This window comes from Labilibaculum euxinicum (assembly GCF_009795715.1).
In the GTDB taxonomy this organism is placed as follows: domain Bacteria; phylum Bacteroidota; class Bacteroidia; order Bacteroidales; family Marinifilaceae; genus Labilibaculum; species Labilibaculum euxinus.
The window spans coordinates 185,038-210,220 of record NZ_WTCR01000004.1 but is presented as its reverse complement, the minus strand read 5'-3'; the positions used below and the strand labels follow the sequence as shown (position 1 = coordinate 210,220).

The following is a 25,183-nucleotide window of genomic DNA, read 5'->3' as shown; positions in this document are numbered from 1 at the left end:
CTTACAACAAAATGAAGTACAAAATAGCAGTATTGGCCGGAGACGGAATCGGACCTGAAATAGTAGCACAGGCAAGAAAAGTTACCGATGCAGTTGTTCAAAAATTTGGACACGAATTTGAATATACAGAAGCTTTGGTAGGAGCTGTAGCCATTGATGAAGTTGGTAACCCTTATCCTGACGAAACACACGAATTGTGTATGAATTCGGATGCCGTTTTATTTGGCGCCATTGGTCATCCCCGGTTCGATAACGATCCAAGTGCAAAAGTTCGTCCTGAGCAAGGTTTGCTGGCCATGCGTAAGAAATTGGGCTTGTATGCTAATCTTCGTCCGGTAAATACGTTTAAGTCGCTGATTCATAAATCTCCTTTAAAAACCGAATTGGTTGACGGTGCCGATTTTATGTGTATTCGTGAACTAACCGGAGGAATCTATTTTGGCCGTCCGCAGGGACGTACCGAAGATGGACAAACTGCTTACGATACATGTGTGTACTCCGCCGATGAAATTGAACGAATTGTTCGTTTGGGATTTGAATATGCAGGAAAACGCCGCAAAAAACTAACCATTGTTGATAAAGCAAATGTATTGGCTACATCAAGATTGTGGAGAGAAGTTTCTCAAAGAATTGAGCCTGAATTTCCTGAAATTGAAGTAGAATATATGTTTGTTGACAATGCAGCTATGCAGTTAATTACCTGGCCAAAACGTTTCGATGTAATGGTTACCGAAAATATGTTTGGAGATATCCTTACCGATGAGGCGAGTGTAATTTCAGGTTCAATGGGAATGCTGCCTTCAGCATCAATAGGTGTTCACACTTCGGTATTTGAGCCAATTCATGGTTCTTATCCACAAGCTGCAGGTAAAAATATTGCCAATCCTTGTGCTACGGTTCTTTCTGCAGCCATGATGTTCGAATACGCATTTGGCTTGATGAAAGAAGGAGCTTTAATTCGCGAAGCAGTTGACAAAGCATTGGAAGCAGGTATTGTTACTGAAGATATTGCTGATGGCAAAAAGGCTTACTCAACGAGTGAAGTTGGTGATTGGTTGGCAAATTACATTCAAAATGCATAATTAATACACATCATATGTAAGAATAAGCCTGAAGGAATTGGTTACTTTCAGGCTTATTTATTTTAACAAAAAAAAGGGGGACGAAATGTCAGAAGAAATTTATTATCCGCTAATGGCGGATATTGTTAAGGCAAACAGGCGGGTTCAGGAGGTGGTGTTGGAAACTCCTTTACTCAAAAACTTAAATCTATCATCAAAAAACGAAGCAAATATTTATTTGAAAAGGGAAGATCTGCAACAGGTTCGTTCCTATAAAATCAGAGGTGCATATAATAAGATATCCAGTTTGTCGAAAGAGGTGCTGGCAAAAGGAATTGTGTGTGCAAGCGCGGGCAATCACGCTCAGGGAGTTGCCTATTCCTGCAATAAACTGAAATGTTTCGGAAAAATCTACATGCCCGAAACAACCCCTCGTCAGAAGATTAAGCAGGTGAAAATGTTTGGCGGCGATCAGGTGGAAATCATTCTTACCGGTGATACTTTTGATGATGCCTCGGCCAAAGCAAATGCGGATGCTCTGGAGCTGGGACAAACCATTATTCACCCGTTTGATGATCCAAAGATTATTGAAGGACAGGGAACCATTGGTTTGGAAATACTGCGGCAGCTTAAAGAGTGCATTGATTATCTGTTTCTGCCGATTGGCGGAGGCGGTTTGGCTTCCGGAGTAGGAGCATGGATCAAGGAATTTAGTCCGAATACAAAAATTATAGGTGTTGAGCCCGAAGGGGCTGCTTCCATGAAAATGGCATTCGAAAAAAAGGACAATGTGGCTTTGGAGACAATTGACCGCTTTGTAGATGGTGCTGCAGTAAGAAAAGTGGGAGATCTTACCTGGAAAATATGCGAAAAGGTTTTGGATGGAATTGTGGTTGTTCCGGAGGGACTCATCTGCTCAACCATTTTGCAGATGTACAACGAGGATGCAATTGTGGCTGAGCCTGCAGGAGCCTTATCCATTGCCGCTTTGCAATTAATGAAAGAAGAAATAAAAGGTAAGAATGTGGTTTGCGTACTAAGCGGAAGCAACAACGACATTACCCGAATGGAAGAAATCAAGGAGAGAAGTCTGTTATACGAAGGCTTAAAGCATTATTTCATGGTGCGTTTTCCGCAGCGTTCGGGAGCTTTAAAAGAATTTGTAAACGATGTGTTGGATGCGGGTGACGACATCACGCATTTTGAATATTACAAAAAGAGCAGCAGGGAAAAAGGCCCGGCAGTTATCGGAATCGAAGTACAAAATCCTTCCGATTTACAGCGCCTGCAGCAACGAATGACCGAGCGCAATTTTATTTTTAAATACCTGAACGATAAAACGGATTTGTTTCAGTTCATCGTTTGATAATTTTCTTAGGGTGATTAACATTTTTTCAATGTAGAGACGTTGCATGCAACGTCTTGCCATCTTTTAGGATTGGAATGAATGTATTCCTCAATTCTGCTATATTCTTCCTGATTTCGAATGATTCTTTCATGGAAACGGGCTAGCCAGCTAAATGAATGGGAATCATTTAATCCGCACCATCGTGTTAGCACAGATTTGTAGGATCTGATTATTGCGGATAAACTCCCGGATTTTGGAGAGATGGATGCCATGTATTCGTTTTTATTTGATGTATCCGTAGGGACATTGCTCGTAGGGATCTTGCATGCAAGATCCCTAGGGTTTACAATTCCAATTATTCCGTGGATATGATCTGGCATAATTACGAATTCTCCCAATTCAACATTCGGAAAATGTTCAGGGATCTCCAACCAAAAGATCTGTGCCTGTTTTCCGATTACAGACAATTGCATTTCTTCATTCCTGATTTCACCGAAGAAATACTCCCTGTTTTTTGTGCAGATTGTTACAAAATACCAGCCTGTATTGGTGTAATCGTAGTTTCTTTTTCGGATAATTTTACGATTGGGATGCATCGATTTTTGTTTAGGTTTTCTTCTTTTTTTTTGATGTATGGTAGGGACATTGCATGCAATGTCCTTACGGCTATCCTTCATAAAAAAAAACAGCATCCTTAAAAGCTTCCATCTTATTTTTTTAGAAATAGTAATCGGTTGTGCAATGGCTACTTTTGTTGTAAAGCGTTTTTATACACTATTTCAGCTCTAAATCTTAATTAAATTTTAATCCATTTCAATGCCTGTAGCATACCTGTCAAACCAGAAACACCGCATATTGTAGCCATTAGAATTCCCCATGCTATTGGCTCATTCATTTCATTTCCAATAATTATCGTCATAGGTAATGCAAGATCAACAAGCATTATCAGTCCGCCAAAAATAAAAGTCAATATTTTCATAGTTTTATTTTCCGACAGTAGCGGAATGAAAACAGGTATTAATGATATTGCAATCCAAACTGTAACTGTATTAAATACTCCAATTGTCATTTCAACAGGAACAACAAACAGTCTAATCACATAAATTATAAAACCTATTAGCATTACTAAAAATATCAATGAAATTCTGATTCGTTCATTTTTTAGATTTTCCATATTACTGTTCTTTTAAAATTCTTTACAATTTTTAAATCAAGCCATAGGCTTTATTTAGTTTATATTTTTAGTAAAAGTGTATTTCCCTAGCCATATAGGGTAATAATATGTGTACTAAAGTACTAAATCGAAACAAAGATTCAAGCTGTCAAACCTGCCAACTTGCAGTTCTGCGGGTAATTGCCTAAAAAAAGGTTTTTTGTCTGGGCGGAAACCCAAAGGAGAACGGTAGGGATATTGCATGCAATGTCCTTACGGTTATCTTGTGTTTTTATCTATTGCAGTTTGGCTTTAGCCAACTGAAATTAAAATATTCTGAGTGTTTTTATTTAAAATTTAGTTCTCTGCTTTACCCATTTAGTTTTTTCGAAATGTCATTTTTTGCTTTATCTATTTGGGTATTGATCAAAAAAAGGAACATACCTATGAAATGGTATAAGACTACTATTATTCCGACACATGGACTAGTAGTGGTCCGACACCCGGACTAGCAGTTGTCGGATCAGCACGACTGTAAAAAAGCGATAGCCAGTAATTGCTTATTGCTTTTTTTTTGCCTGTTGAATTTATTTTTAGTTCAGAAGAATTTTAAAAATAAAATCATATAAGTTGGATTGGGAATTAATACGAGAATAGTAATTCATTCCACCATAATGGCCTGCATCTTTTTCAACCCTCAATAAAATTGGGTTCGTTTGTGCCTTTCTATTTTGAAGTTGAGCTACAAATTTGTAAGAATGTAGTGGTGGAACTCGATCGTCATTTTCAGATGTCATAACTAACATGGCGGGATAATTTACATCTTCTTTAATGTTGTGTAAAGGCGAATAACTGCGAAGATTAAGAAAATCTGTTGAGTCTGCTACAGTTCCAAATTCATCTTTGTGCAGCACACCAACAGTAAACTGTTCAAATCGTAACATATCAGTTACAGCAACAACGGGAACAACTGCAGCATATAAATCTGGTCTTTGAATTGCAGCAGCAGCTACAACCAAACCTCCATGTGAACCTCCTGTACAGGCCATTTTATTAGCAGAAGAATATCCTTCTTTTATTAAATATTCTGTAGCAGCATTAAAATCATCAATTGTGTTTTGTTTGTTTAATCTTTTTCCAGCTCTTGCCCACGACATACCTAAATCACCGCCTCCACGTATGTTGGCATAGGCATAAACACCACCCTTTTCAATGAAATGAATTATTCCAGGATTGAAGTGTGGCGTTGAAATTGAACCAAAACCACCATATGCTTTTAGCAGACATGGATTATTCCCATCGAGCTTTAATCCTTTCTTGTACACCAAATTCATAGGTATACTTATGCTATCATTAACAGGATACTTAATAGATTTTGTTTCGTAATTTTTAAAATTGAATACAACATTTACAGCTTCCCCATATTTTACATCAAATGTTTTGACATTAAAATGATAAGAAATGGATGGCATTGTGTATTGTTCCCTATAGAAGATCAGGTTTTCATCTTCTTTTTCGCCATTAAATCCACTAATTGAACTACCACTAAGAAAATTCATATTGAATAATTGTTTTCCGGAATAATCAAACACTTTTAAAATAGGATGTTGATTGCTTTGATAGGTTACGATAATTCGATCCGTTTTAGTAATACAACTTAATAAAACTCCATTATTTAATTCGGGAACAATTTGTCGCCATTCAAAAGGATTATACGGATCAATTGCAACGACGGAACCACCATTGGTTTTTCCTGTTGTAGCAATCAATTCTCCATCTTGGCTATCAATTACTGATATACTTGCTTTTTGCTTCATCAATAATGGACGTAAATATGGTTTTTCTGATTGATAATCAATAAAAAAGTAGTTGAAGTAATTTGTAGTTTCTTCTTCTAAAATAAAATAGCGCTCATTAGAGGTGGTTACATATGAAAATTTGGTAGTAGGATTTTTTCTTTTAAAGATAAGTTTGTCCTGTTCTTGAGTATCTCCTAGTTTATGGAAGTAAACTTCTTCTCCAACTGCGGCATAGAATTCTCCAAGATATGGATATTGTGAATAGAAGAAGCCATCACCTTTCCATGCAACAGAAGAATATTTTATTCCTTTTAAATGATCCTTATGTTCTTTTCCAGATGGTAAGCCAACAACTTTAATTTCTCGCCAATCCGTTCCATTTCGGTTGATCATGTACACTAATTTTTCAGAGTCACGAGAAACATCAAAACCGGTAATGTTAACTTTGTCTCCTCCATTTTTAAAGTTGGGATCTATTAAGAGTTGATTAATGTTGTCGTAACTATCACCTATGTACAAGCCTGAAGATGCTAGTTTATTTCTTCGACCAGAATCAAAATAGTATTTTCCTTTTTTTGTAGCATAAAATCCATCAACAAAACCATACTTTTTAATTGATGCTTTTGAATTGTATTTAATTGATGCTTTTCGAAGAAACTTTTGAGATATTTTATTTTCATCTTTTATCCATTGTTCAACTTCAGGACTTCGAATATCTTCCATCCATCTATAATTTTCTGAAACGGGGTATTGATTAAAAAAGGTATCTACAACAGTTTGTTTTGGACATGTAGGATATTCAAGCTGTTGTGATTGTAATGTTTGAATGCTTAATAAGCAAATAATTACTAACAGAAAATGTTTCATTAATGATTGATTTTATGTTTTAAATTTTGAAAATTTATCAAAAATAATAAAAACTATGGATATCTATAATTGAAAGGGGCAGAATTCAAAAAATATTAGATTAAACTTTGTTATGATAATGAAAAGTCTTAACTTTTTGGACACCAAAGAATTCAAAGAAAACCCAAACCCTAAAAAAACTTTTATATGAACAATGAATTTTCAAGAAGAGAGTTTATCCGAACAGGATCTTTCTCTTTAGCGGGAATGGCAATTTTGCCCTCATTCTTAAGCATGGGATGCAATCGGATTACTGAACAATCGGGCTTAGAGGAGTATTACGCTCATTTTAATGTTGATAGAGAAATGCTGCAAAAAGTGATGGCTGAAGCATTATTAAGAGGAGGAGATTATTGTGATCTGTATTTCGAACATTCTCTTTCAAACTATGTTGGACTTCAAGACAAGCAAGTAAATCGAGCCGGATCTAACATTGACTATGGAGTAGGTGTACGCGTTTTAAAAGGCGATCAGACCGGTTATGCTTTTTCGGAAGAGATTTCTTTGGATGCTATGAAAAAAGTAGCCAAAACTGCAGCAAGTATTGCAAGTGAAAGCAAAGACTATCCACCTATTAATTTGCAGGAAAGAGTACATCCTGAATTCTGTAAAATTAAAACTTCCTGGGAGGATGTATCTATCAAGCAAAAAATACCATATCTCCAAAAATTGAATGATAAGATTTTCGATTTGGATGGTAAAGTGGCTAAGGTTCAGGTGTATTTGGACGACAGTTCTTCTTATATTCTTTTTGCGAATTCCGAAGGCGTGGTAAGTTTTGATTATCGCCCTATGGTGAGTTTTATTGCTGTTTGTGTTATGGAGAAAGGAGATCGGAGAGAAGATTTCTTTGCATCCCGTTCCATGAGAATAGGATATGAATATTTGAATGAAGAGTTAATGGATGAAATCGCAAATGAAGTTGTTGTAGGCGCCAATAAACAATTTGAAGCTGTGAAACCGAAAGCAGGACAAATGGAGGTGGTTTTGGCTGCCGGCGGAGCTGGTATTCTATTGCATGAGGCAATGGGACACGCATTCGAAGCAGATTTTAATAGGAAGGAAACCTCAATCTTTAGTGATAAAATGGGGCAAAAGGTAGGAGAAGATTTTGTGACTATTATTGATGATGGAACCAACCCAAATTATAGGGGGACTCTGAATATTGATGATGAGGGAATCCTTACCCAGAAAACAAAAATGGTTGAAAATGGCGTATTAACCAGTTATCTGCACGACAGAATTAGTGCAAAATATTACAATGTGGCACCAACAGGAAATGGCCGCCGGGAATCTTTCCGCTATGCCCCAATTCCTCGAATGAGAAATACATATATGGAAGCCGGACCTCATAGCAAAGAAGATATTATTGCCAGTGTTAAGGATGGAATTTATGTGGATACATTTACAAATGGAGAAGTGCAAATTGGAGCAGGGGATTTTACTTTCTATGTGAAATCGGGTTATTTAATTGAAAATGGTAAACTGACCCAACCAATAAAAGATGTAAATCTGATTGGTAATGGGCCGGAAGCTCTTCGTCAAATCTCAATGGTAGGTAAGGACCTTAAAATTGATTGTGGAACTGGAACTTGTGGTAAAGGCGGACAAGGAGTTCCTGTATCTATGGGATTGCCGACGGTTAAAGTAGCACAACTGACTGTTGGTGGGGTTAATGCTTAATCATGCATTAGAGTTTACTTGTAATCAATTAAAAAGAAGTTTCGATGAAAGACAATAAAAAAGTGGAATTGGCCCAATGGGCTTCCAAATATGCCACAGAAAATGGCGCAAAAGAAGTTTCAGTTTCAGTTTATGATTCTAAAGAATCAGAGGTTGAAGTGAGAAAGCAGAAAATTGAAAAAATACAGGAATCGATTCAAAGTGGATTAAGCCTTAAGCTTTATGTGAACGGTAAATACTCAACACATTCTACAAATCGATTGGACAGGAACGATCTTGAAAAATTTATCAAGGAGGCTATTCTGGGTACGAATTATTTAGCCAAAGATCAATATCGTTCTTTACCAGATCGTCATCTTTGTTATGATGGAACCGAAAAGGATTTGAAATTATTTGATTCAAATTACGACTCGATAGATCCTCGTCAGAAAATCGATTTGGCCATGCAGGTTGAGGCTGAAACGACAGGTATGGACGAAAGAATTATCAGCGTTACCGGATCTTATAGTGATGGATCGTACCGTAGTTATTTAGTGTTGAGTAATGGCGTTGAGGGGTTTAAAGAATCAACGTCTTATTCTATTGATGCAAGTGCGTCAATTAATGGAGGTGATAGTCGCCCAAGTGATTATTATTATAATGCCACAAGATTTTGGGATCAGTTATCTGGAGAAGGTGTTGGGAAATATGCTGTTGAAAGAGCTTTAAGGAAAATTGGAGCCAAGACTATTCAATCGGGAAAAATGGAAATGCTGATTGAAAACAGATCAGTAGGCCGTGTATTTAATTCTCTGCTTCAACCCATGTTTGGTTATAACCTTCAGCAAAAAAGATCCTTTTTAGAAGGAAAAATTGGCAAAAAAATTGCTTCTGATTTATTGAGTATTACCGACAATCCATTTATTGAATCGGGACGTAATTCACGATTGTATGATGGTGATGGTTTGGCTTCCCGTAAAATGACGGTAATAGAGAATGGTATACTTCAGACCTACTATATTGATGATTATTACGGTAAAAAGTTAGATATGGAACCAACTACAGGCTCGTCATCTAATTTGATTTTTGAACTGGGAGATAAAGACTTATCAGCTTTGACCAAAGATATGAATGAAGGTATTTTGGTAACTGGTTTTAATGGAGGTAATTCCAATTCTGCAACGGGTGATTTTTCGGTTGGAGTAGAGGGCTTCTATGTTAAAAAAGGAGAAATACTTCATCCTGTATCAGGAATGAACATTACCGGAAATCATAAAGAGATTTGGAACAATTTAATTGCGATTGGTAACGATCCATTAACTGATCGTTCGTGGCAAACACCAAGTATGCTGTTTGAAGGTGTCGATTTTAGTGGATTATAATATTGCGAAAATAAGTTTAACTCAGCCCTGTCAATTTGATAGGGCTTTTTTGCTGCAGAAAATATTAATCTTACTTTTACCCCTTGTTCAGCAAACCCATATTCAATAAGCATGTACAGAAGTGTCATTCTAACATTTTTTGTTTTACTAAGTCTGAATTCTTTCGGACAAAATGATTCTCTTGCATTTCAGTTTGCCGAGGCGAATAAATATATTGAAGCGAAAGACAGCATTGTTCAGGTAAAAAAGAACAAAATCGCCTTGCTGACAGATTCCCTGCATCATTCAAATTTTGAGGACCGAAGAAACGAGGAGTACAATTTATTGGTGAGATTGACCAAAGAATACGAGTATTTTGTTTACGATTCGGCTTTTTATTATGGGAATTTGGCATTGAAAACGGCTTATCGGTTAAAGGATGCATCAAAAATTGCTGAAGCCAAATCAAATATTTCCCTGATTCTTCTGCTTCGGGGATTATACAAGGAAACCATCGACAGCATTCAGACCATCGATCCGATGGCTTTGGATCAAAAAAAGCGCATTGACTTTTATTCTGTAGCTTATCGTGCCTATTACGATTTATCCAATTCCCGTTGGGGATATTATGCGCCCAAATACCGCGAAAGCGGGAATTTATATGCGAAGAAAATTGCAGCAGAGGGTGATCCAGATTCTTTCGAATATATTCTGGCTTTGGCATTAAAAAGTCAGAATAATAACGCCAGTTACGATGTTAAAAAGTATTGCACATCCTTATTAAATAAAAAGGATTTAACCCCGCATCAGGCTGCGATAACCAATTGTATTTTGGGCATTTCGTATTTAAAACTGCAGGAAAAAGAAAAAGCAAAATATCATCTTTGTAAAGCTGTTGTAGGTGATATTCAGTCTACCACAAAAGAAACTTTGGCGGCGAAAGTATTGGCAGAACTACTTTTTCACGACGGAGATTTAGAGAAAGCAAACCGGTTTATCTCCGAAGCTCAGAGGGATGCGGTATTTTACGGCAGCAATGCGCGGCAATTGGAGATATCATTTATTCGGCCCGATATTGAAGCTGCTGTTTTGAATAAAGTAGAAAAGGAAAAAAAGATCATATCCAATATTTCTCTGATCGTGTCTCTTCTGGCCTTGCTGTTAATTTCTTTTTCCATCATTATCTACCGGCAGGTAAAGGAATTGAAAAAAGCCCGTAAAGAGATTTTGGAGAGCAATAGTAATCTTCGGCAATTGAATGAACAGCTTCGTGAGGTAAGTAAAATTAAGGAAGAGTATGTTGGTTACTATTTCAATTTCAGCTCGCAGTTTATCGAGAAACTGGAAGCGATGAAAAAAGCCGTTTCGCGCCAGCTAATCACGAAGCAATATGATGCCATCGAATCGGAATTAAAAAAATACAATTCGAAGAAAGAACGCGAGAATTTGTTTCAAGACTTCGATCGGATTTTCCTGAAATTGTTTCCTGATTTTGTGAATCGATTCAATCAATTGTTCGAAGAAAAAGATCGAATCAGTTTAAAAGATTCTCCATGTTTAAATACCGATTTACGGATTTTTGCATTGATCCGATTAGGCATAAACGACAATGAGAAAATAGCCGGTATTCTTAATTTTTCGGTGAATACCATCTACACTTATAAAACTAAAATTAGGAATCGTTCCATTTATCCCAATGAAGAATTTGATTTAAAAGTGATGGCGATAAAGTCGGTTTAACTGTAATTAATGCCTATTTTATAACAAAGCACTACAAATTTTCTTATACGAAAAACTCCCAACTTGCCATAAGCAGTTTGGGAGTTATTTCTCTTAAAAAATCAAAGTTGAATCAGAGAATTAAAAGCGATAAGCTAAGGATAATAAGACAGAAGAACTATCAAAACCATATCTAATATCGGAATGGTCTACTTTGTTACTATACTCTGGAATCCTTCTTTCTTCCGATGTTTGTCCAAATGTATATTTAAGGTAAGGCAGAACTTCTGCACCTAATATTAATTGATCACTAATTATATAATTTAAACCAAACACAAGATTAAGTCCAGGTGTAAATAAATTACTTTTTCTTTTACTTGGATCAGTGGTAGATCCATTGTTTTCTTTTGAGTGATTATATCCAAATGATAAATCGAGGCCATATCTGTATTCAAGATTTTCTGTAATAAGTTTTCTGTATTCTTTTCCAGCACTAAAACTTAATCCGAATTGTTGAGAATCACTATCATTAAATGCTTTGTCTGAATTTCTATCTTCATTCATCCCTGATAAAAAAATGGTATTGAATCTCCATAATGACTGTTCTGTACCAATTTTATAGCCGAAGCCAAATTCATCCAAATTTCTAAAAGTGAGACCAACCTCTTTTATTTTAGTTTTTTCTTGAGCCATTACAAAAGTTGATAGTGTAAGGGCGATTAATAAGATCACCGTTTTTTTCATGTTCTATAATTTTAGTAAATATTATTAATTATTTATAATTGTTGTTAATTAACAATATTTATGCCAATATATATTAATATGTTTTTTTTATTCAGGAAAATAAATTGTCAAAGTTCAATTATTCACTTTGCTGAAGATTCAAGTTCTCAAATTATTGTATGTGTAGCTTATAAAGGATATTGTATTTTATCTATATTTTCAAGAGTTTCGTATTTTATTAATGCAAAGACTGTTAGGTTTTTAGGTGTTTTTGGGTGATGTTTTAATCTATATTTTCAATTAGTATTTAGTTATTGAGCTTATTCTCTGGTTACTTTGATAATTATTCAGAACTTATAGGAATTAACTATAGTTTGAACTTAATTAATACTAATCTTTTGATTCAAAAAACTATGAATTTTAAATCAACACTGTTTTTTATTGCTGGTCTTGCAATGATATTGGCATCCTGTGCCAATGGCAAATTAGTCCGGAATGTTGAATCGCCCGATGGAAAAATTGGCGTTCAATTCAGTATGGTCGAAGGACAGGCCACTTACGAGGTTTTGTTCAATGGTAAAAAAGTAATTGAGCCGTCAACTTTAGGCTTCGATTTTCAGAATATGCCATCTATCGAAAAAGGATGGAAGATTGTTAACTCACAACTTTCATCAAGTAACTCAACTTGGGAAATGCAGTGGGGCGAGAAAAGAGTGGTTGTGGATAATTTCAATCAATTAGTATTGAATTTAGAAGAAGAACAGGCTCCAAACCGAAAAATGAATTTGGTGTTTAAAGTATATAATGATGGTCTTGGATTTCGGTATGAATTTCCGGAACAGGAGGCTATGAAAGAGGTGATGATTACCGATGAAAATACACAGTTTAATCTCACCGGCGATCACAAGGTATGGTGGATTCCGGGCGATTGGGACATTTACGAACACTTATATCATACTACCTCACTTACCGGTATCGATGCAATTGCATTGCGTTCCAACGACAATCTGGCTCAAACTTATATACCGGAAAATGCGGTGAACACTCCGGTTACCATGAAAACAGCTGAAGGTGTTTACTTGAGTTTTCACGAAGCCAACCTGACGGATTATGCAGGAATGACTTTGAAAGTAAACAAAGAGAAATTGATGCTGGAAAGTGAATTGGTTGGATCGGACAGAACGGGTTACAAAGTAAAAAGAGCTGTACCTTTTAACACACCTTGGAGAACCATTCAGATTTCTGAAAATGCAGGCGGTTTAATTGAATCCGATTTGATTGTAAACTTGAATGAGCCCAATAAAATTGGATCGGTTGATTATTTTAAACCGATGAAATATGTAGGCATCTGGTGGGATATGCATTTGGGAACCAAATCATGGGATATGGCCAGTGGCAAGCACGGTGCTACAACCAAATATGCTAAGGAGCTAATCGACTTTGCTTCAGAAAATAAGATTGGTGGTATTTTGGTTGAAGGGTGGAACACCGGTTGGGAACACTGGATTGGTTTTGAGGATCGCGAAGGTGTTTTCGATTTTGTTACTCCTTATAAAGATTACGATTTAAAGGAAGTGGTTCGGTACGGAAAAGAAAAAGGAGTAGAGTTGATTATGCATCATGAAACTTCGGCGGCTCCGAGAACTTACAATCAGCAAATGGATACAGCCTATCAATTGATGAATTCGCTGGGAATTCATTCGGTGAAAACAGGCTATGTTGGCAAAATTATCCCGAAAGGAGAATATCATCACGGACAATGGATGGTGAATAACTACAGAAGAGCTGTGGAAACAGGTGCGAAATACAAAGTGGCAGTTAATGCTCATGAACCAATAAAAGCAACGGGTTTGCGTCGAACTTATCCGAATGTAATTGCCCGTGAAGGATTGCGCGGACAGGAATTTAATGCCTGGGCAAGCGATGGAGGAAATCCTCCGGAACACCTTCCAATTGTAGCATTTACGCGAATGTTGGCAGGGCCTATCGATTACACGCCGGGTATTTTCAATATCAAGTTAACACCAAACAAACCAAACAATCAGGTGAATACAACCTTGGCGCAGCAATTGGCATTGTATGTGGTAATTAACAGCCCTATTCAAATGGTTCCCGATTTAATTGAGAATTACAAAGGAAACGATGCATTTCAGTTCATTCGGGATGTAGCCGTAACCTGGGAAACCAGCAAGGTGTTGAATGGTGAAGTAGGGGATTTTGTGACCATCGCCCGTAAGGATCGTAATTCTGAAAATTGGTTTGTCGGATCAATTACGGATGAAAATGCCCGCGATATGAATATAGATTTGAACTTTCTTACTCCAGGAAAGAAATATAAAGCAACACTCTATTTGGATGGTAAAAATGCTCACTGGGATAAGAATCCAACTGAGTTTCAGATCCTAAATAAAGAGGTAGATAACACGTCGAAAATAGAATATCATTTGGCTGAAGGTGGCGGAGCAGCCATTAGTTTGATCGAATTATAAGACTTAGAATTATTATTGTGTTAAAGTGGCATTCCTTTTTTTAGTAATGTCACTTTTTTTGTAGCTTCACGGAAAGTTTTTTATGAAAATAAATTGATATGCTACTTAAAGCCAATACTTTCTGTAATTAAGGAAGGATTTGTTTTACACCAAATAATATTCACACACTAACTTATAAATTGAAATGTTAAAATTCAATCTTAAAATTGTGGCATTTTGTCTTATTCTATTTGGGACAATGAAAAGTGCTCAGGCCGAAAAGGATGTTCGTTTAATGAGATATCCTGATATCAATAAAAATTTAATTGCCTTTGTTTATGCGGGCGATATCTGGACAGTAGATTCCGATGGAGGTGATGCCAAAAGATTGACTTCGCACAAAGGAATGGAATTGTTTCCTAAAATCTCTCCTGATGGGCAATGGATTGCTTTCTCGGCTGAGTATTCGGGGAGCCGTCAGGTTTATGTAATGCCTTCAACAGGAGGAACACCTAAGCAGTTAACTTATTACAATTCGGTTGGAATGATGCCCCCTCGTGGTGGATTTGATGATGCAATACTAGACTGGAATCCGGATAGCAAATCCATTTTGGTGCGTATGAATCGTACTCCTTTTGGAGAGCGAAACGGAACCTATTATCAGGTAAGTATTGATGGTGGCTTGGAACAGGCCTTACAAATTCCTGAAGGGGGATTTGGAGTGTTTTCACCGGATGCAAAAAAAATATGCTATGCCCCAATCAGTCGTGAGTTTCGTACCTGGAAGCGTTACAAAGGAGGTAGAGCTGCCGATTTATGGATTTATGATTTGGAAAAGGATCAATCGGAGAGAATTACAAAATTTGTAGGTTCCGATCAAATTCCTTCCTGGTATAAAAATGCCATTTATTTTGCATCAGATCGAGATTTAAAGTTGAACATCTATAAATATGATGTGGACAGCAAAGAGATTACTCAGATGACTCATCACAAAACATTTGATGTAATGTGGCCATCGGGTGAAAACGGACAGATTGCTTATGAGAATGGTGGTCAATTGTTCAAACTAAATCTGGAAACAGGGAAAGAGGAACGCGTTGTTGTGAACATCAATTTCGATAATCCGAATACATTACCTTATTATAAGAATGTAAAAGATTTTATACAAAGTGTTGCCGTTTCTCCTTCAGGGAAAAGAGCTCTTTTTGATGCTCGCGGCGATATTTTTTCGGTTCCTGCCAAGAACGGACCAAGTATCAACTTAACACAAACTCAGGGAGTTCGGGAAACTGCACCAAGCTGGTCACCAAACGGGAAATACATTTCTTACTATTCAGATGCTACGGGTGAATACGAAATTTATCTTTTGGAGAACAAAAAGGGAGCAAAAGCGAAACAAGTAACTTTTGGTTCTTCGGCCTGGATGTATGATGCCAAGTGGTCGCCGGACAGCAAATACATGCTGTTTTTCGATCGTACTTTAAAGCTGAAATGTTTAAATGTTGAAAGTGGAGAAGTTAAAATAGTTGATGTTGCCAGACGAAATGAAATTACTGATTTCTCATTTTCACCTGATTCGAAATGGATTGCCTATGTGAAAGACAGTAATAATGATCAGGGAGCAGTTTGGGTTTACAATATCACGACAGGGAAGAATTATCATTTAACGGATGATACTTTTGGTGATTCATCTCCGGTATTTTCGAAGGATGGAAACTTCATCTTCTTTTTATCAAACCGTGATTTCAATCTTGATTTTTCAAGCTTCGAGTTTGATTATTTGTACAACAATGCAACCCGGATTTTTGCCATGTCGTTAAAGGCAGACGGACCTAAATTGTTTGCTTTAAAAAATGATGTTGAAGAGGTGAAAGAAGATAAACCTGTTGTTGACGAAAAGAAAAAAGTGAAAAAGGATGATGCTAAACCTGAAGAGAAGGTCAAAGTTGAAATTGATTTTGAGGGCATCTCCAATCGCATTACAGCTTTTCCTTTATCATCAGGAGATTACGATAATCTGGAAGCTGTTGAAGGAGGAATTTTGTACACCAGCGATAGAGCCTTACATCATTATACCATAGAAAAAGAGAAGGATGAAGTGATTTTAGATAAGGTTTCCGGTTATTCTTTAGCCGGAAATGGTGATAAATTATTGTATTGGGCAGGTGCTGCATATGGAATTACCGATTTGTCTGCTGGTCAGTCGGCCGATGCCGGCAAACTCCAATTGGATGATTTGGACATGAAGATTGATCCTAAAAAGGAATGGAATCAGATTTACAACGATGGGTGGCGTATTTTTCGGGACTTCTACTATGTGGATAACATGAATGGTGTAGATTGGGCGCAAATTAGAGCCAACTACAGTCAGTTGATGCCATATGTAAGTCATCGTGCCGATTTGGATTACATCCTGGGTGAGATCATAGCGGAAACCAACACCGGACATTGCTACGTGAACTATGGCGATTTCGAAAAGGTGAAAGCTGTGGAAACAGGTTTGTTAGGAGCAAAATTAAAAGCTGATGCAAAAACGGGTAAATACATCATCTCAAAAATTTATCAGGGCGAAAACTGGACTCCTAACCGACGATCACCGTTAACCGAGCAAGGTGTTGATGTAAAGGAAGGTGATTACCTGTTAAGCATCAATGGTCATGCTTTAAGTACAGACGTGAATCCTTATCTTTATTTGGAAGATCAGGTGGATAAAATGGTGGAGATCACCGTGAACAGTCTGCCCGGTTTTGAGGGAGCAAAAACCTATACCATTAAACCAATTGAAAGCGAATTGGAATTGATGTATCTGAATTGGGTGAACGAGCGCCGCGAGATGACAGACAAATTATCCGGAGGAAAGATTGGATATATCCACGTTCCAAATACAGCAGTGGAAGGCAACAGGGAATTGAACCGAGGCATGTATGCCTATCACGATAAACAAGCCTTAATTATTGATGATCGTTACAATGGCGGCGGATTTATTCCTGATCAAATGGTAGATCTTTTAGACCGTAATGTATTGTCTTACTGGCATCGCAGAGGTCTTGAGGCGAATCAAACACCTGCAGTTGCCCACGATGGACCAAAGGCAATGCTGATTAATTCTTACTCATCTTCAGGGGGAGATGCTTTCCCATATTATTTCAAGAAAAAAGGTCTTGGCAAATTGATAGGAACCCGCACCTGGGGTGGATTAGTGGGTATGTCGGGTAATGCCGGATTAGTCGATGGCGGCTACATTGCTGTTCCCCGCTTTGGTATTTTCGATGAAAATCAGAAATGGATCATCGAAGGAGTTGGCATGTATCCTGATGTAGAAGTGTACGATGAACCACATTTGATTGCCAAAGGAATCGATCCTTCCCTGCAAAAAGCAATAGAAATACTGCTAAAAGAATTGGAGAATCAATCGGAAGAAAAAGTAGTAGCTCCGGCGGATCCAAACCGTTCCAATTGGATTGAAGTGGATGTGAAATAATAGATGAACAAAGTCTTAAACTATAAAAGGAGCATCATTTGGTGCTCCTTTTTATCTACATAAAATTTGGTAAGATAATTTCAGGAATCAACACTCTTTCGTATTATTTCAAATTGCTTTCACGATCTTCACTGCGTTGCGGTATCCTTTCTAGGGAAGATTCAATGTAAAAACACATACAAAAGTTAAAAGTGGTGAATTCTCACATTTTAATGGGAAAATGTTCGAAGAACAGAGGGGAGCTTGTATTTACAAAGAATCCTTTTCTTTAGGAGAAGTGAAAAAGATTTTTCACCCCCCAAAAAACACTTAAAAACATGTAAAAATAAGAATACGGCAAAAAAGATAATAACTGGTAAGCATAATGGATAATAGGTCGATATTTATTATTATTTTCATCCTAAATAAAAAACAATAATTATGATACTACAAATTTCAGATTGGTGGAGTTCAATGGAAATGGTGGAAAAGATCTTCTGGAGCATTTCAGTCCCATTTTCTCTTCTGTTTCTAATTCAGATCGCACTTACTTTTGTTGGTGGTGATATTGATGATCTGAGTGCTGAAGGAGATGCAGATACTGCAGTGGAAGGCGATACTGGAATTGATTTTCAGTTTATAAGCTTAAAAAACCTGATTGCCTTTTTTGCTGTATTTGGTTGGACAGGTATAATTTGTTTGGATATGGGCTTAGGAGCCGGTGTCTCGACATTAATTGCTACTCTTGCTGGTTTAGCAATGATGTTAATTATGGCTTCTATTTTGTATTTCATGGGAAAGCTGGTAGAAGAAGGAACCTTAAATATAAATAATGCCAAGGGGAAAATCGGCAATGTTTATTTGTCTGTACCGGCCAATAGAAAAGGAATGGGAAAAGTACAAATTGAAGTGCAGGGGCTTCAAATTTTGGATGCGGTTACCGATAGTGATTCAGATATTCCTACCGGTGCAGTAATTCAGGTTGTAGATGTTTTAAATGATCAAATTTTAATTGTAAAACCTTATTAAATAAACTATTAATAATAAGTTATCATGGGAGAATATGTTGTTCTATTAATTGCGGTCATTGTAATTGCCGTTTTTTCTTTAATTGTATCGTTTTTTAAGAGATACAAAAGGTGTCCGTCCGACCGCGTTTTGGTTGTGTATGGAAAAGTTGGTAAAGGAGTAGATACCGAATCGCGTTCGGCCAAGTGTATTCATGGTGGTGCAGCCTTTATTTGGCCAATCATTCAGGATTATGCTTTCCTGGATTTAACACCGCTTTCGATTGAAATCAATTTGAAAAGTGCTTTGAGTAAGCAAAACATTCGTGTGGATGTACCTTCTCGTTTTACTGTAGGAGTTTCTACAGAAGGAGGAGTAATGACTAATGCTGCTGAGCGACTATTAGGATTGTCTCAGGCAGATATCAGTAATTTGGCTAAGGATATTATTTTCGGTCAGTTACGTTTGGTAGTTGCTACCATGGATATTGAGGAAATCAATAGCAACCGTGATAAATTCCTTGCAGCTGTATCAAATAATGTTGAGGCTGAATTGAAAAAGATTGGTTTGAAACTGATCAATGTGAATGTTACGGATATCAACGATGAATCGGGATATATTGAAGCATTAGGTAAGGAAGCTGCGGCTAAGGCAATAAATGATGCCAAGAAAAGTGTTGCTGAGAAAAACCGTGATGGTTCTATTGGTGAGGCAAACGCCCATCAGGCACAACGTGTGCAGGTTGCTGCTGCTGATGCATCGGCAGTTGAAGGAGAGAATACGGCAAAAATTACAATTGCCAATTCGGATGCGCGCAGAAGAGAGAGAGAAGCAGAAGCAGAACGTTTGGCTTCGGCTGCAGAGAAAGTAACTCAGGCGCGTGCTTTAGAGGAAGCTTATGCTGCTGAACAATTGGCTGAAAATGCCCGTGCAACTCGTGATAAAGCAACACAGACTGCTAATGTTGTGGTACCTGCCGAGATTGACAAGCAAAAAATTGAGATTGCCGCCGAGGCGATTGCAGAACAAACCCGTCGTCATGCGAAAGGGGAGGCTGATGCGATCTTCATGAAAATGGAAGCAGAAGGTAAGGGTATTTATGAAATTTTAAGCAAACAGGCTCAAGGTTTCGATAAACTTGTTCATGCTGCCGGAAGTGATGCTAAAGATGCAGTAATGTTAATGATTGCTGATAAGTTGCCGGAATTGGTTAAAACTCAGGTTGATGCTATCAAGAACATCAAGATTGATAAGGTTACTGTTTGGGAGAATGGAAGCGGAAAAGATGGCAAAACATCTACCGCTAACTTTATGCAGGGCATGATGGGATCTATTCCTCCGATGGAAGAACTTTTCAAAATGGCTGGAATGGAACTGCCAAACTATTTGGGTAAAAAAGTAGAAGAAGGTGAAACCGTTGAATTCGACGATGTTTCGGATACCAAAGAAAAAGAAGAGAAATAAGCATATTTCTTTTTAATATTGGAAAAGGAGTACCGGTTGGTGCTCCTTTTTTATGCTTATTTCGTTGTTTTTATTCATAGGATTTGACCCTATGTGGATACTATATTTTTTTTCATTGATTCTAAACCGATCAAGTTTTAGATTAACCATGGAAATGTTGACAGATAGGTAAATGATATCATTTTAAAGGTGAAAGAATAGTAAATATATTGTGTTAAAAATCATTAAGTAAATTGTTAAATAGCTAATTATTTCTTTAATTTATAAGAATTACACTTATGTTGTGTATTTTGTACTACAAATCACTAAAACAAATCACAAATGATTAAGAATTTATTTAGCAAAATGAGTCTTTGTACTGTTTTGGCACTGACCGGCACTGGAATGCTGTCCGCTCAAAACAATATGGATGCTAAACTTCCTATGGATCCGAATGTGAGAACCGGGAAATTAGACAATGGATTAACCTACTATGTTCGTCACAATGAAGAGCCTAAAGATCGGGCTAGTTTCTACATTGTTCAGAATGTAGGAGCAATTTTGGAAGATGATAATCAAAATGGATTGGCTCATTTTTTGGAGCATATGGCCTTTAATGGGACGGAACATTTTCCAGGAAAAGGTGTCCTTAATTATTTAGAGAAATACGGCGTAGCATTCGGTCGTAATATTAATGCTTATACCAATGTAGATGAAACGGTTTACAATCTAAGTAATGTTCCAACTACGAATGAGAATTTGCTGGATTCTACTCTTTTGGTTTTACACGATTGGTCGAATTATTTAAGTCTTACTGGTGAGGAAATCGACAGCGAACGTGGAGTAATTCATGAAGAATGGAGAACCCGGCGATCTGGAGGAATGCGTGTTTATTTAGAAAAAAACAAACTCGTTTATCAAGGCTCTAAATATGAAAAACGTGATGTTATTGGAGATCTTGATGTCATTGATAATTTTGACCATCAGGTAATCAGGGATTTTTATCACGATTGGTATCGTACCGATTTGCAGGCCATTATTGTAGTTGGAGATATTGATGCAGAGAAATTTGAACAAAAAATAAAGGACATGTTTGCACATATTCCTGCTGTTGAAAATCCGGAGGAAAGAGTGTATTTCGATGTTCCTGAAAATAAGGAACCAATTGTTGGTGTAATTACAGATCCTGAAACCAGCAGAATTAGTTTTGAAATTGTTTACAAGCACAACGCGACTCCTTTTTCCGAAAAAAATCTAAACTATTATCGCAAGCTTTTAATCGAAGATCTTTATTCAAGTGTATTGGGAGATCGTTATAACGAACTGCTCCAAAAAGGGAATGCACCATTTATAGCCGGTTATGCCGCATATTATAATAAAGCCCGAAAAATGGATGTTTTTCAAAATGGAGTTACCCTTAAAGAGGATAATATTTTGGGCGGAATTGAAGTGCTTTTGAAAGAAACAGAAAGAGCCAAAAGATATGGTATAGTGGCTTCAGAATTGGAACGTGCTAAAATGGCTATGTTGAGTAAAATGGAAAGAGCTTATAAGGAAAGGAACAAGCAGAACAATGATCGCTTGGTTCGTGGCTATCAGCAAAATTATTTAACCAATGAGCCTGTTCCTGGAATTGAGTTTGAGTTCGAAGCAATGAAACAATTATTGCCTGGTATTAGTGCAGAGGAAGTAAATGCGGTTTCAAAAGGATGGATTACGGATGAGAATGAGGTGATTACCTTATCGGCTCCTGAAAAAGAAGGATTACAATTGCCGACTAAAGAACAATTACTTGCAGTGGTTGCAAAAGTGAAACAAATGGAGTTGGCGCCTTATGAAGATAAAGTGATAACTGAACCTTTACTTTCAGAACAACCTACGGCCGGAAAAGTTGTAAAAGAATCAAACTTGAAGGGTTTTGAAGCTACAGAGTGGACATTGGCTAATGGAGCAACTGTAGTTGTGAAAAAAACAGATTTCAAAGAAAATGAAATTAGTTTACAAGCTTTCAGTAAAGGTGGAAACTCTTTGTATGAGGTTAAAGATTTGCCTTCTGCAGAATTGCTTGGTGGTTTTGTACCTAATTTTGGATTGGGCAAATTTGACAAGATTAGCCTGCAAAAATTATTAACGGGTAAAGAGGTTAAGGTAGCACCATATGTAGGTGAATTATCAGAAGGACTTAACGGGAATTCATCCATAAAGGATTTTGAGACCTTATTGCAGTTGGTGCATATGTATTTTGAGCAACCACGTTTCGATCAGGAAGCTTTTAATGCATTGAAAGGAAGATATATGGCTTATGTGGCCAATATGGGAGCTGATATAAACAAAGCGTTTAGTGATTCCGTATCAATGACTTCTACCAATCACAATCCAAGAACAATTCTGTTTGATACAGATATGATTGACAAATTGGATTTTGAGACAATGAAACGCATTTATCAGGAGCGGTTTGTTGATGCCAGCGACTTTACATTTGTTTTTGTAGGCAATATAGATGCAGAGGAAGCAAAACCAATGATAGAAGAATACTTGGGAAGCATTAAGGATATAGACCGTGAGGATAACTGGAAAGACAATGGTGTGGATTATCCTGAAAAAGATACTTATACCCATTTTGACAGAGAGATGGAAACTCCTAAAACAACCATCGAAATTGATTTTCATGGTGATATTGAATATTCAAAAGAAAATTCAGTATTGATGGATGTTGTTGCCAAACTTTTAGATAAAAGATATCTTGAGGTGATTCGTGAAAAAGAAGGAGGATCTTATGGTGTGGGAGTTGGTGCTTCGGTTGATAAATTTCCTCGGGAAGAGTATAAATTAGTGATTCGTTTTGATACAGATCCTGCCAAGGCTGAAAAATTAAAAGGAATTGTTTATAATGAGATTCAGGCTCTTTTCAACGAAGGTGTTAAAGAAGATGACTTGCACGAAGCGAAGGAAAATTTCATTAAGGTTCGTCAGGAGAATCTTCGTAAAAATGGTTATTGGTTAAATGCGATCAATCGTTACTATGTGTACGATGAGGACATGATGAGTACTGAAGATTTCGAAAGAATGATCAACTCAATTTCAAAAGAGAAGGTTGAGAATTTTGCTAAAAAGTATTTTTCAACACCAGCAAAAATTGAAGTAGTAATGTCTCCAACACAGAAAGAGATTTAATTCCAATTCATTAGTATAATAAAAAGGATGCCCATTTATGGGCATCCTTTTTTGCGTTCTAAATCTCTTTCATAAGTGAGAGTGTTCTATTCAATTTCCTTGAATTTATATAAATTGCAGGGGTGTAAATAAAACAGAGATAATGGAAATATCATTTAATGAATTTGAGCAATACATAGATGACAAAATTTTAAAGCGCGGGTTGTCGTATTTTAAGAATAACAAAGTAAATCAGCCAATAGAAACAGGAATAGGGGAATATGAGGCTACAGTTGAAGGGACTGAGGATTACACGGTAAAATTGGTAATTAGGAAAGATATGATTTTGGAGCATGTTTGTAATTGTCCGTATGATTGGGGACCTTTCTGCAAGCATGTTGTTGCTGTTATTTTTTATTTGCAACAAGATCAATTGAATTTGAAAAGAAATCCACTTACTAAGACATCCGAAATACCTGCTGTGAAAAAAAAGCGCAAAACATTGGCGGATAAAGTAATTTCAATGCTTGAAAATGCATCTCATGATGATCTGAAACAATTTGTCCGAATAAAGGCAGAGGAAGATAGAGGATTCCGAAATCAATTATTGGCTTACTTTGCTCAATACAATACTTCAGAATCGAAAAGTTTTTATGTAAATCAAGTGAAATCGATTGTGAGTTCAGCTTCGGATAGATATGGTTTTGTAAGTCATTCATCTTCACGAGATGTTTATTATGAAGTAAATAATCTTCTCGAATCGGCACAAAATCAATTTGATAGAGGCAACTATAAAAGCACTTTTTTTATATGTACAGCTATTATGGAGGAGATGGTAAAGGCTGTTAATTATGGTGATGACAGCAGTGGTTATTTAAGTTTTGGCATCGATTCATCTTTTGACTTATTAGTGCGTATTGGAACATTACAATTGGATGAATCGATTCGAAAATTGTTGTTGGATTATTGTTTGAAAGCATACGGAAACAATACTTTTGGGGGTTGGGACTGGCATTTAGGATGTCTCCATATAGCATCATTATTATTAAAAACAGAGGCCGAAATAGAAAGTTTTTTCGTGTTGACAGATCATTCAGAAGTGTCGGAATATTCGTTGGAGGAAATGCAGGCAATAAGATATAATGTGTTGCTGAAGTGTAAAGGCGAAAATCAGGCTGCCGAATATTTAGAGGCACACATATCCAATTCGAAATTACGAGGCATAGCTATTGAGAATGCTTTGAAAACGGAATCGTACGAAAAAGCAATTGGCATTGCTGTGGATGGTATTAAATACGATAAGAAAGACAGGCCTGGATTGATTCATGAATGGTATGATTGGTTATTGAGAATTGCGCAGAAGCAGAATGATACCGAGAAAATTATTGAATATGCCCGTTTTTTATTTGTAGATAATTTTAGATCAAAACAGGATTATTATCAGATATTAAAAGAAAATATAGCTCCTGAATCATGGTTTTCATTTGTGAATGAATTGGCAAAAGACTTAAGAAAATCAAGTAGGTGGGATCATAGCGGTTTGTTGGCAAAAATTTACATAAAAGAGGAATGGTGGGATAAACTTTTGGTTTATTTACAGAAGAATCCGGACTTCCCAACCATTGATACTTACAGTGAATATTTAATAAGTAATTATCCTGGTGAAATCATTAATTTATACGCTGTTGCAGTTAAGAAATATATGGAAGATAACATAGGGAGAGGTCATTATCAGAGTATTTGCAGATACATAAGACGAATGATTAAGCTTGGCGGAAGAGATGAGTCGAACGATCTGATTGCATATTTAAGAAAAGAATATCCAAAACGGAAGGCTTTATTGGAAGAATTAAATATGATTTAAAAGATAAAGAGACCATCTGAATTCTCAGACAGTCTCTTTTACTGGTTTTGTTTTT

The 25,183-nt window shown here is 36.8% G+C and carries 15 protein-coding genes; 11 read left to right on the top strand and 4 right to left on the bottom strand.

Annotated elements, in window-relative coordinates; genetic code table 11:
• Window positions 1–11: 11 nt before the first annotated feature.
• Together leuB and ilvA are read left to right on the top strand one after the other, a co-directional pair.
• Window positions 12–1,082, top strand: coding sequence for a 3-isopropylmalate dehydrogenase (leuB, locus tag GQR60_RS06440; protein ID WP_124992149.1), 1,071 nt, complete (start codon window positions 12–14; stop codon window positions 1,080–1,082).
• A gap of 85 nt (window positions 1,083–1,167) precedes the next feature.
• Window positions 1,168–2,427: a threonine ammonia-lyase IlvA gene (gene ilvA / locus GQR60_RS06435; RefSeq protein ID WP_124992148.1), complete on the top strand. Its 1,260-nt coding sequence runs from the start codon at window positions 1,168–1,170 to the stop codon at window positions 2,425–2,427.
• Window positions 2,428–2,444: 17 nt separating this feature from the next.
• Here ilvA and GQR60_RS06430 read toward each other — a convergent pair whose 3' ends face one another.
• From GQR60_RS06430 to GQR60_RS06420, 3 genes are all read right to left on the bottom strand, one after another.
• Window positions 2,445–3,005 (bottom strand): transposase, encoded by a 561-nt coding sequence (locus GQR60_RS06430; RefSeq protein WP_124992147.1) that lies wholly within the window; start codon window positions 3,003–3,005, stop codon window positions 2,445–2,447.
• A 200-nt stretch (window positions 3,006–3,205) separates the two neighbouring features.
• Window positions 3,206–3,583, bottom strand: coding sequence for a hypothetical protein (locus tag GQR60_RS06425; RefSeq protein WP_124992146.1), 378 nt, complete (start codon window positions 3,581–3,583; stop codon window positions 3,206–3,208).
• 572 nt (window positions 3,584–4,155) lie between these two features.
• Complete coding sequence (locus GQR60_RS06420; protein ID WP_124992145.1) at window positions 4,156–6,228, bottom strand: prolyl oligopeptidase family serine peptidase; 2,073 nt, start codon at window positions 6,226–6,228, stop codon at window positions 4,156–4,158.
• Window positions 6,229–6,414: 186 nt separating this feature from the next.
• On the opposite strand from GQR60_RS06420, the gene GQR60_RS06415 reads away from it, so the two are divergent.
• The 3 genes from GQR60_RS06415 to GQR60_RS06405 all read left to right on the top strand — a co-directional run bounded on the left by GQR60_RS06415 (window position 6,415) and on the right by GQR60_RS06405 (window position 11,030).
• Complete coding sequence (locus GQR60_RS06415; RefSeq protein WP_124992144.1) at window positions 6,415–7,950, top strand: TldD/PmbA family protein; 1,536 nt, start codon at window positions 6,415–6,417, stop codon at window positions 7,948–7,950.
• Window positions 7,951–7,994: 44 nt separating this feature from the next.
• Window positions 7,995–9,311: a TldD/PmbA family protein gene (locus GQR60_RS06410; RefSeq protein ID WP_124992143.1), complete on the top strand. Its 1,317-nt coding sequence runs from the start codon at window positions 7,995–7,997 to the stop codon at window positions 9,309–9,311.
• A gap of 111 nt (window positions 9,312–9,422) precedes the next feature.
• A complete protein-coding gene (locus tag GQR60_RS06405) occupies window positions 9,423–11,030 on the top strand; it encodes a DUF6377 domain-containing protein (protein ID WP_124992142.1) in 1,608 nt (535 codons plus the stop codon).
• A gap of 120 nt (window positions 11,031–11,150) precedes the next feature.
• Here the strand turns inward: GQR60_RS06405 and GQR60_RS06400 are convergent, their stop codons facing one another.
• Entirely contained in the window at window positions 11,151–11,753 is a 603-nt protein-coding gene (locus GQR60_RS06400) for a hypothetical protein (protein ID WP_124992141.1), read from the bottom strand.
• Between the two features lie 392 nt (window positions 11,754–12,145).
• On the opposite strand from GQR60_RS06400, the gene GQR60_RS06395 reads away from it, so the two are divergent.
• The 6 genes from GQR60_RS06395 (at window position 12,146) to GQR60_RS06370 (ending at window position 25,128) form a co-directional block, all read left to right on the top strand.
• Window positions 12,146–14,221: a glycoside hydrolase family 97 protein gene (locus tag GQR60_RS06395; RefSeq protein ID WP_225441359.1), complete on the top strand. Its 2,076-nt coding sequence runs from the start codon at window positions 12,146–12,148 to the stop codon at window positions 14,219–14,221.
• Between the two features lie 184 nt (window positions 14,222–14,405).
• Complete coding sequence (locus tag GQR60_RS06390; RefSeq protein WP_225441358.1) at window positions 14,406–17,681, top strand: S41 family peptidase; 3,276 nt, start codon at window positions 14,406–14,408, stop codon at window positions 17,679–17,681.
• Window positions 17,682–18,101: 420 nt separating this feature from the next.
• Window positions 18,102–18,689: a hypothetical protein gene (locus GQR60_RS06385; RefSeq protein ID WP_124992140.1), complete on the top strand. Its 588-nt coding sequence runs from the start codon at window positions 18,102–18,104 to the stop codon at window positions 18,687–18,689.
• 24 nt (window positions 18,690–18,713) lie between these two features.
• Window positions 18,714–20,132, top strand: coding sequence for a flotillin family protein (locus tag GQR60_RS06380; protein ID WP_191991596.1), 1,419 nt, complete (start codon window positions 18,714–18,716; stop codon window positions 20,130–20,132).
• A gap of 321 nt (window positions 20,133–20,453) precedes the next feature.
• Window positions 20,454–23,285, top strand: a complete 2,832-nt coding sequence (locus GQR60_RS06375) for a M16 family metallopeptidase (RefSeq protein ID WP_124992138.1) — start codon at window positions 20,454–20,456, stop codon at window positions 23,283–23,285.
• Between the two features lie 142 nt (window positions 23,286–23,427).
• Window positions 23,428–25,128, top strand: coding sequence for an SWIM zinc finger family protein (locus GQR60_RS06370; RefSeq protein WP_124992137.1), 1,701 nt, complete (start codon window positions 23,428–23,430; stop codon window positions 25,126–25,128).
• Window positions 25,129–25,183: the final 55 nt, after the last annotated feature.

Excerpts from the sequence above, each read along its gene's own strand:
- leuB (WP_124992149.1), top strand. The coding sequence starts at position 12 with ATGAAGTACAAAATAGCAGTATTGGCCGGAGACGGAATCGGACCTGAA.
- ilvA (WP_124992148.1), top strand. The coding sequence starts at position 1,168 with ATGTCAGAAGAAATTTATTATCCGCTAATGGCGGATATTGTTAAGGCA.
- GQR60_RS06430 (WP_124992147.1), bottom strand. The coding sequence starts at position 3,005 with ATGCATCCCAATCGTAAAATTATCCGAAAAAGAAACTACGATTACACC.
- GQR60_RS06425 (WP_124992146.1), bottom strand. The coding sequence starts at position 3,583 with ATGGAAAATCTAAAAAATGAACGAATCAGAATTTCATTGATATTTTTA.
- GQR60_RS06420 (WP_124992145.1), bottom strand. The coding sequence starts at position 6,228 with ATGAAACATTTTCTGTTAGTAATTATTTGCTTATTAAGCATTCAAACA.
- GQR60_RS06415 (WP_124992144.1), top strand. The coding sequence starts at position 6,415 with ATGAACAATGAATTTTCAAGAAGAGAGTTTATCCGAACAGGATCTTTC.
- GQR60_RS06410 (WP_124992143.1), top strand. The coding sequence starts at position 7,995 with ATGAAAGACAATAAAAAAGTGGAATTGGCCCAATGGGCTTCCAAATAT.
- GQR60_RS06405 (WP_124992142.1), top strand. The coding sequence starts at position 9,423 with ATGTACAGAAGTGTCATTCTAACATTTTTTGTTTTACTAAGTCTGAAT.
- GQR60_RS06400 (WP_124992141.1), bottom strand. The coding sequence starts at position 11,753 with ATGAAAAAAACGGTGATCTTATTAATCGCCCTTACACTATCAACTTTT.
- GQR60_RS06395 (WP_225441359.1), top strand. The coding sequence starts at position 12,146 with ATGAATTTTAAATCAACACTGTTTTTTATTGCTGGTCTTGCAATGATA.
- GQR60_RS06390 (WP_225441358.1), top strand. The coding sequence starts at position 14,406 with ATGTTAAAATTCAATCTTAAAATTGTGGCATTTTGTCTTATTCTATTT.
- GQR60_RS06385 (WP_124992140.1), top strand. The coding sequence starts at position 18,102 with ATGATACTACAAATTTCAGATTGGTGGAGTTCAATGGAAATGGTGGAA.
- GQR60_RS06380 (WP_191991596.1), top strand. The coding sequence starts at position 18,714 with ATGGGAGAATATGTTGTTCTATTAATTGCGGTCATTGTAATTGCCGTT.
- GQR60_RS06375 (WP_124992138.1), top strand. The coding sequence starts at position 20,454 with ATGATTAAGAATTTATTTAGCAAAATGAGTCTTTGTACTGTTTTGGCA.
- GQR60_RS06370 (WP_124992137.1), top strand. The coding sequence starts at position 23,428 with ATGGAAATATCATTTAATGAATTTGAGCAATACATAGATGACAAAATT.